General features: G+C 45.1%; 8 protein-coding genes and 1 CRISPR repeat array. All 8 genes read right to left on the bottom strand.

The annotated features are described in order from the left end of the window. Positions 1-6 precede the first annotated feature (6 nt). A CRISPR array of direct repeats spans positions 7-842; the repeat unit is 37 nt; unit sequence GTTTCAATCCTAATTGCTCTGGATAATGCGCTCGAAG. 194 nt (positions 843-1,036) lie between these two features. Then, positions 1,037-1,612 (bottom strand): CRISPR-associated protein Cas4, encoded by a 576-nt coding sequence (cas4, locus tag RIC19_RS02705; RefSeq protein ID WP_350176578.1) that lies wholly within the window; start codon positions 1,610-1,612, stop codon positions 1,037-1,039. 21 nt (positions 1,613-1,633) lie between these two features. Continuing rightward, positions 1,634-1,924 (bottom strand): CRISPR-associated endonuclease Cas2, encoded by a 291-nt coding sequence (gene cas2 / locus RIC19_RS02700; protein WP_350176576.1) that lies wholly within the window; start codon positions 1,922-1,924, stop codon positions 1,634-1,636. Between the two features lie 2 nt (positions 1,925-1,926). Next, positions 1,927-2,919 carry a CRISPR-associated endonuclease Cas1 gene (cas1, locus tag RIC19_RS02695; protein WP_350176574.1) on the bottom strand — a complete coding sequence of 331 codons (993 nt, stop codon included), beginning with the start codon at positions 2,917-2,919 and terminating at the stop codon, positions 1,927-1,929. A 132-nt stretch (positions 2,920-3,051) separates the two neighbouring features. Further along, complete coding sequence (locus tag RIC19_RS02690) at positions 3,052-3,729, bottom strand: hypothetical protein (protein WP_350176572.1); 678 nt, start codon at positions 3,727-3,729, stop codon at positions 3,052-3,054. A gap of 161 nt (positions 3,730-3,890) precedes the next feature. After that, the gene (locus RIC19_RS02685; protein ID WP_350176570.1) at positions 3,891-4,586 is read right to left on the bottom strand and encodes a CRISPR-associated endonuclease Cas6; all 696 of its coding nucleotides are present in this window, start codon (positions 4,584-4,586) and stop codon (positions 3,891-3,893) included. 3 nt (positions 4,587-4,589) lie between these two features. Continuing rightward, a complete protein-coding gene (gene cas3, locus RIC19_RS02680; protein ID WP_350176568.1) occupies positions 4,590-6,830 on the bottom strand; it encodes a CRISPR-associated helicase Cas3' in 2,241 nt (746 codons plus the stop codon). A gap of 10 nt (positions 6,831-6,840) precedes the next feature. Continuing rightward, positions 6,841-7,572, bottom strand: coding sequence for a CRISPR-associated protein Cas5 (gene cas5, locus RIC19_RS02675; protein WP_350176566.1), 732 nt, complete (start codon positions 7,570-7,572; stop codon positions 6,841-6,843). A gap of 10 nt (positions 7,573-7,582) precedes the next feature. Beyond that, positions 7,583-8,515 (bottom strand): type I-B CRISPR-associated protein Cas7/Cst2/DevR, encoded by a 933-nt coding sequence (gene cas7i, locus RIC19_RS02670; protein WP_350176564.1) that lies wholly within the window; start codon positions 8,513-8,515, stop codon positions 7,583-7,585. Positions 8,516-8,518 lie beyond the last annotated feature (3 nt).

The raw sequence follows: 8,518 nt of genomic DNA, 5'->3' as shown, positions 1-8,518 counted from the left end.
AGCTTAGTTTCAATCCTAATTGCTCTGGATAATGCGCTCGAAGGCGTCAGCGCGGGCTACCCCAATGAGCCATCAAAGTTTCAATCCTAATTGCTCTGGATAATGCGCTCGAAGAAGACTTCACTCCCTCTCAACTCCTGCCCATAGCTCTGTTTCAATCCTAATTGCTCTGGATAATGCGCTCGAAGGGGGCTAACTTGCTGATTCTCATATGTACGCTTATTGTTTCAATCCTAATTGCTCTGGATAATGCGCTCGAAGCCATCGCCGTCGATGTCTCGCCCGGTAATGTGTTGTTTCAATCCTAATTGCTCTGGATAATGCGCTCGAAGCTACATGCACGCCCTGCTCCCCTGCAGCCCAGGCTTGTTTCAATCCTAATTGCTCTGGATAATGCGCTCGAAGTCACCATCACTCCAAACGCATAATCATGGCTGACAGGTTTCAATCCTAATTGCTCTGGATAATGCGCTCGAAGGTAGGAAGCTATTGAAGTTTGTCACACTAGGAATATGTTTCAATCCTAATTGCTCTGGATAATGCGCTCGAAGCAGTACCTTCTTTACGTCCTTTTCCCACGCCATGCTGTTTCAATCCTAATTGCTCTGGATAATGCGCTCGAAGACCCTGCATTCGGACCAAACTGCCGGAACTATCGGGTTTCAATCCTAATTGCTCTGGATAATGCGCTCGAAGTAAGTGAATTATCGAATAGATTTAACTCCTTTGCTTGTTTCAATCCTAATTGCTCTGGATAATGCGCTCGAAGTAATGCCGCGATCTTGCAGCGTTTTCAGTACCCCCAGTTTCAATCCTAATTGCTCTGGATAATGCGCTCGAAGCCGTATCTGACTGTAATATACTCGCTTTCAGGGAGAAAACCTAAGTTTAAACACCCCTAAAAAGAGCAGAACCAATATGTCAAAGAACGTTTCAACCCACTTTATACACCGTTTTCGAAAACCTAACCAACTGATAACAAGATCTTTACCCAACAAAATCAGCAGTCGGGAAATAAATCAGTGACCGGAAAACCCTATTGAATACAAATATTCCGATAGGTACAATTTACACAACGCCGCTTATATTTGGTGGCTTTGGGGAAAAAATTTTGACTGATAATCCTACTGATTTCATTTGCAGCTTTTTTAACCACCGAAATGTGAGACGGATCGATTGGTACCTCCACAAGTTGATTACGACTCCGGGTGTAAACCAAATAGCCACGCTCCACCTCCAAACCAAAATTTTCCCGGATTAGCCAGGCATAGCAGTACAGCTGTGTCTTGTAGGTTTCATAAATTTTCTCTTCATAGCGAGCAAACTTGTAATCAAGGGGAGCCATTGTACCATCTTTCAACCAAAGTACCTCATCAACCTCCCCCCTTAGCAAATCATTAGTCAAATACTGATTGAGGCGCTTTTCGGTTACCCCAATGCGCCTGCGGAGATACTCCACGTTGTGCCGGGCTTTTTCCATATGCAACTCCCGCCCGCGCATCACTTTATAATACTTCTCCTCGTGTTGCGGAATCTGAAGTACGTACTCATAATAAGTAAAACGTGGGCAGTATAGGTATTCAATAATCTGTGACGGAGTCAGGCTCAGCATAAACTATAGAGATTTCCAAGGTTAAAAGAACAAGGCACGGACCTCATCCGTGACCAGCTTTTTGTCCAGTGCCTGCCCCAGACAGATCGTTTGCTGCAGTGCAGACTGACTCATTGGAAAAATATAAACCTTATCCTTTTCAGGATCAATCTCTTTTTCAATTTGAAGCTCCAGCGTATCTTTCTCATTCGCATTCAGCGTCCCCAGAAAGACAGAATACTGCACCCGGTAAAGCCCGGCTTGTTTGCAATATTTTGCCACACGCGTACGCGCGCGGTCTTGTTCAATATCATACATTACCCAGGCAATCATAGTTATTCGGTTTTGATGAGTTCGTTGGCCGTTTGGTGCGCTTCAAACTGAATAATATTGCCCCGCGTTTGATTCCGGCCCCGGTAGCGGATGCGCTCTTCTTCCAGATGCCGGTTAAGGCGCTCTACCAGCAGTACCTTCCCTTCCTGATTCAGCCGACAGCCATTTGCCAGCTCATCCATATGGTCCTGCCGTACTTTTTTGCCTGAGAACAGCCGGAATACGGGCTCCTCCGCATAAATCCGGAACGGTTCAATAAAGTCATAGACCAGGCTTTTATAATTATACCCATCCCGGTGCAGGAATCCCAGATAGGGATCCAGCCCTGCCAAAATGAGTGCCTTTTCCACCCGGCCATACAACATTCCATAGGCGTAGTTCAGAAAGGCATTGAAAGGGTCTTCTGCTGGCCGGAAGCTACGCCCACTGAATTGATAATGCCTTGGCAGCACAAAGCTCAGTACTTCAAAGTACAATCGTCCAGCTGTACCTTCCAGCCCCCGGATCTGATCTGCTACATCATCAAGGTGAGGCGCTTCAATGGTGGTCAGCGTTTCCCTGATACGCTCCATGCGCTGCTGCCTTTCGCCCAGATAATCGCTGTGCTGAGGCCGGTGGCTACGGAGGCTTTTGACAAAATCAATTTGATTGTCGAGCTTCGCGCCCAGCCATTGCTGTGTGTAAGCCAATGCTGCAGGGCCCAGCGTAGCTTTGAGCTGCTCCTTGCGGATGAGCGTTGTACTGCCCAGCTTAGCATGCCATACCCGGCTGTAGGGCTGCCCGTTTTTTTCCAGAAATACAATATCAATATTGTGCTGCATCGCCAGCTTTACCGCATCTGATGACAACGCGACACCATCCGAAATCCAAATGCTTTTGACCTTGTGCGCCGCCAGTGGCGTCTTCTGCACTTCACCGTCCTCCCGCTTGCGGACTTCAAACATCTGATCCCGCACATGCAGGTAGGTCCCGTAAGTATTCAAATGTATTTGCATAACTATCCTTTTGCCCCCCCAACCTGTCAGGTTTCCCAGGCACCCTCTTGGCTCCTGACAGGTTTAGGAGCCACCTGCAATCAAATTCCCAAATTCAAATCCCAATCCCACGAAGCTCCGGTGCCAGCCCCATCATTCCATCCAATCCTTCACAAGAGATGCATCAGCCCGCCTTTGTCTCCAGAACTGATGATGATATTCCAAACACGCCTCTTTCCCACCAAAAACAGCCCATTCCGGTTTTATCAAACCGTCCAGTCCTTTTTCCCGCTTTTCGTAACACCCGAAAGAGCTCCAGGGATAACTGCCAAAATCATCGCAAATACCATGAGCAGCGGGATTCAAATGCACATAGGCAATAGCATGGCGGAGGTAATCATCATCGTCAATCCGTTTGCGCCGGAAAGGCTTCTGAAACAAACTCCCAATCCGCCCTTCCTGCCGGTTAATAGCTTTTGAATACCCCATTTTCCATAGCCGGATGCGTTCCGATACCGACCAGCAAAGCCAGTCATGCACTGCTTCTTCCCCTTCAGGCTGAACTTTGGCCCATTGCTTTTTAAAATCCGCTGTTGCAACCGGCAATAAAGCTTCCAATGGCCTCACCCGCACCACCAGGTGGAAGTGGTTGGGCAATAAGCAATAGGCCAACGTCTCCACATAGTCCTCCAAATATTGTGCGTATTTACGCAGGAAGTAATCATAGTTGCCTGGCTTATAAAACAGGTTTTCCCGGTTATTCCCCCTGTTGAAAATGTGATAGTAATGGCCCGGCTCAAGAGGCGTACGGATATTTTTTGTAGTGCTCATATCATTTCCATTTAATTGATGCCCCAACCCTGTCAGGTTTCCCAGGCACCCTCGTAGCTCCTGACAGGTTTGGGGCAAATTGTCAGGATCGCCAACCCATCCAAAGACACTGACAGGCTCGGGGGCCTATGCCACAAAGCCCGGGGCCAAACTTGTCAGGATCACGGGCCTTTCCCGGGGAAACCTGACAAGTTGGCCCCGGCGGCGGCAGCACATACTGTCCCGAAACCCCTTGACACCGATTTGCCCAACCCAATGTACTCCGGCAGCCGGGCATTGGTCACAAACTGCCCCCTGAACATCAGCATAGGTTGATTTTTGAACTTGGCCATTAATGGATGTACCTCCAACAGGTTAACCAGAATCTTTTCTTCCTCCCAATGCTCCACACCTTTGTAGAATGCAAGGATATGCCCGGTTAGCAAGCGCTCCAGGAAGGGCTGCCGCTCCTGCACCGGCTTGTCCTGATATTCCTGATAGTTATGCTGATTGAAAGCAAACCAGGGATTTGCAAAACGGTACCGGTGGAGGTTACCGTTAACGCCTACTTCTACCTTCCTGCTCTTAACCTGCTTGCTGTGCACCGGCAGGCGCAGCCCGTCTATCTCCAGTTCCCGGACTTCCAGAAAATGCTCCACCAGCAACTGCGCACCCGCTCCCACCCCAATCAGCATCGGCTGCCGGTCCACTACCTTGTACTGTATAAGCGGATACCGGTAGATGGGCCGCCCGTCAGATTCGTGGTTGTGCCATAAGTCAGACGCTGCCCCAAACAGCCGGCTGAAGTAGCCGCGTAGCTTGTGCCCGTCGCGGGGGGACAGGCGGAGGTCGGGAAAGTGGATGGTGGTTTGGTGCATGGGTTAAAAATGTTGTGGAGTATGGTAATTTGGCAGGACGTTTTTACCGTCCTGTTTGGGTTTGAACTTCAACCCTGTCTCAAAGTCATAGCTTACATCTGCATATTTGAACCATTCATGTTCTTTGTCAGGTATGACTTTTACCTGTTTGAGCCTTTGTCTTCGTACGGCAACCTCATATTTTACTTTTTTCATAGGGGAGGCACCATGCAGTTGTTCTTGAAACCTATCTGGGATGATATTTTCTGTATCAATATTTAATCTAGTGAGGGTCTTCTCATTAGTCTGCATGTCAAAAATTTGATATTGATCCGATTGGATTTCTCGATATCGGCTCAATCCCTTACGGTAATCTTTGTTGGACTCAATCTCAATGTCTTTGTAGACCTCATTGACTAATACCAATAGCTGTTGCTCTGTCAATTTTTGACCATGATATTTTAATAACTGATCAAATGTGTTTTCCAATACGTTGGGCAGTGTGTATATGTATTCTTTCGCTATTTCAGAGTGGTGAAAGACAATGACCTGAGTGTTTTGTTTTCTGCGTTTTCGGTTTACACGGCCAGCCCTTTGTATAATAGCATCAATCGGGGCATTTTCAGTAAAAAGTATATCAAAATCGATATCAAGCGAAACCTCTACAACCTGAGTGGCAATCAAAAGGCAACCGACATCATCGCCTTCAATCTCAAATATTCTCTTTTCCTTTTTAGCTCTGTGCTTCTGTATGAATCTTGAATGGTAACATAAAATTCTATCTTCTTTGCCTGAAAAAACAGGCTTGAATGCTTCATAAGCTTGTATAGCACTATCAACCGTATTTAAAACTAGCAGCACCTTTTTACCTGACGCTACAGCAGCTTTTATTTCGTTGGTTACACTGCTCAAACCTCCTTTTCTCACCTGAAATTGGTTTCTCGCTTTATCCAACAGTTCTTGATCGGGTATAAAGGATGGTGTCTTTAAGTTTTTTTCAAGTAGCGTCTTAAGCTTCTCAGGCATAGTGGCTGTCATGATGTAAAAATGAGCACCAAAATTCTTTTGAAGATATTGGATAGTAGCAACAATAAGACCTAAAGTGTAAGGTTGGTATAAATGAATTTCATCTATTATGATACGAGCATTCAATTGATGAAAAGTCTTAACCTCCCAAAACCCTAAATTAAAACCTTGAGTTAAAATTTGATCAACGGTACAAACGGTAATGCTCTTGAAAAAGGTCTTGTCAATAAAGGCATACTCTTTCTCCTCATAGTTATCGTTGATTTCTTTTCTTAGAAAAAAAGCAGAGGAGTGGACAACCGCCACGCATTCATCACCAAAGTAATCGCACAGCCTTTTGTAAATGGCATTCGATGTAACCCTGGTAGGGAGCAAATACAGAATGTTGTCAAACTCTCTTTTTTGAGACGCCCAGATTAAAGCCGCTTCTGTTTTTCCACTTCCTGTAGGAGCAACCGCTAAAACGTCACCATCCCGATTGCTAGCAGCTTGGAAGTCTCTGTACTTGAATTTTTTAGCAATATCCTCTTTCCCTTCTGAAAGAAGCTTATGCTTTATTTTTTGAGCTAGATACTCCTCATCATATACGACTCCGGGTTCCAATTCTCTATGACCAGAAGCCGTCCAATCCGAAATATTCAGTACTGCTTTATGGAGTATATACTTTTTTCTGTCGGCTGGAGTCAGGTTTTTCCTAAGTTTAAGGAAATGACCATCATAAGCTTCTAGTAACTTCCTGTAAGGCGCATTCATGTAAGACTTTGCCTCTGCCGAAGCTTTGAACGCCACTTCTGGCATCATGCTTTTTATTTGATCAAAAGCATAATCGATAAACTCATCTAAGTCATGTTGATCAATCCTGTACCGTGCATCTGGATTTCGTTTAAACAAGTCGCTGGTTAGCATTTTGTGATGGGAAAACACCGCAAACAAACTAAGAGGGTTAGCCTTGTAAAACTCAATATTGTTGGCAAACAAAAACATGCCACTTATAAATTCATGCCTGATGTGATTATCAAGGCTAAACTCTTTCCGCTTATTAATCATGTCTTGAAAATTGCTTGTGATCTTCCCAAGGTCATGGAAAAGGGCAGCAATAAAACTTTCTTCCCAAAAAGCATCATCCGGGATATAATCATAGTACCGTTCCCTTAATGCGAGCCAACCTTTAAGCACTAAGTCTGTGTGTTGGGCTAGTGATTCTCTTGGGTGCGACTTTGCTATAATATGATCAAGCATAGCGTTTCATTTACAAGTCAAAAACTGGGATGAAGTGATCGTCATAAAGTACCCCCTCCACTTCAAAGTTGAGCTGCATTTCCTGGATTATAATTGAAAGTGTTTTTGTCTTTTTAACTTCTCTCCTGCCATAGGCGGATTTGTAGTTGAAGCGAACAGGCAGATCATATGTAATTGGCTCAGAGGTTTGATAAATCGAAAATTCTGGTTCATCTGAAGCCCGCCTAATCACTTCACCTACAATATCACCTGAGACTAGGCAATCCTTGACCAAATTCGACCTGGTTAATGGAACCTCTTTTTGCATACGCTTGACCCAAACTACTGAGTCGCTGCTCCCCAGTGTTAAAGCAAACTTTGGATACGCTATAGCTTTGAACAGGGACTCTAACTGTTGGGTATTTTCAGATCCAAAAACTAAAGAGTATTTGCTTTGAATCAAGAGTTCACGCTTAATTACACTTCCGTCTTTAAGAGGGTCGTATAGGTGCATATCCTTCGTCTGGTTCCGATACTTCCAGGTATCTGTCGTCCTGCCAGAGTGAACGGCAGATACTCCTGTAACAAATGGGGTGTCATCAAAAAAAGCCTGTGCCATTTTAGGGCTGAGCCCCATCGCCGCCCCCGCAAAACCAATAATTGTGCTGGGAGGCGGCATATCCAGAGTTTTATGAAAGTTTTGAAACTCAGGGTTGCGGAAAGAGGTTGTTTGGGTGGCAATTTCTACACAAAAGCATTGCATAAGATTCAGTTTATCCTTTGTAATAGGCAGTTACCCAATCGGCTAGCTTTTGAAAACCATCCTTTAAGCTTACCATATCTTCCTGTTTGTCAAATACACCTTCCTGTACTGCAAAAACATGCTGGTCTATAAACTTTTCATAATCATTCACAACCGACTTAATCCCTTTGGTGTCAATTTGACCACTTTCGTTGAGGTTGACCGCTTCCAAAAAAATTGGATTCTTGCTCTTCATAAGAGCAGCCGCAAAAAATTTAGGTGAAATATCTGCCAGAAAGCGACTCTGCCTACCCGAGCTCCAAAGCATTTGTAGTGCATCAATTAGCGCATGTACCCGTTTTGCTTTTTCTTCATTACTCACAAGTTCTTTGGTTTGCAGACTGCGAGTTGTGGTTTTCCCCTTTGTCTCTTCGACAACTTCAAACTCCCGTCCTATTCTGTCCAGTTCGATCAGAATGGTACCGCGATATACTCCTGAGTGGATTTCTGTTTCAAAAATATTGGGGTTGAGTCCAATTTTCTTTCCCATAAAGTTTGTAGCATAATCCAAATCACCCTTATAGGTAGCCAAAGCAAGCAAAGACTCCACCCGAACCGGCGAAGTCCTAACATTTGAGGTGCCTGCACCCCCATCTTTTCCAGCTTGGGCATCCATATAACCAAACAAGTCATCATCAATATACTTGATAGGGTCTAAGGCAGTTTTGGGTGCGCCTTTTGACGTACTGGATTCTCCTACGGGGGAGAGTGCATGCCCCAATTCTTCAATTTTATCTCTTAGAGCCCTCCGGATAGCTTGGGAAGACACATAAGGCAGTTCCTCCCCAGACTGTAGGGTTACTTTCTTGATGGGGTTGATATTATCTACTTCTTTGTCACTGCCATTAAGGCTTGCAAATGAAACCTTAGAAAGGTAGGTAATAGTGATGCTGTTAGTGGTCATGGC

It is taken from the genome of Phaeodactylibacter sp. (assembly GCF_040219495.1).
Lineage (GTDB): Bacteria > Bacteroidota > Bacteroidia > Chitinophagales > Saprospiraceae > Phaeodactylibacter.
Note: the sequence above shows the minus strand (reverse complement) of the source record. Positions and strands in the feature narration are given on the sequence as shown.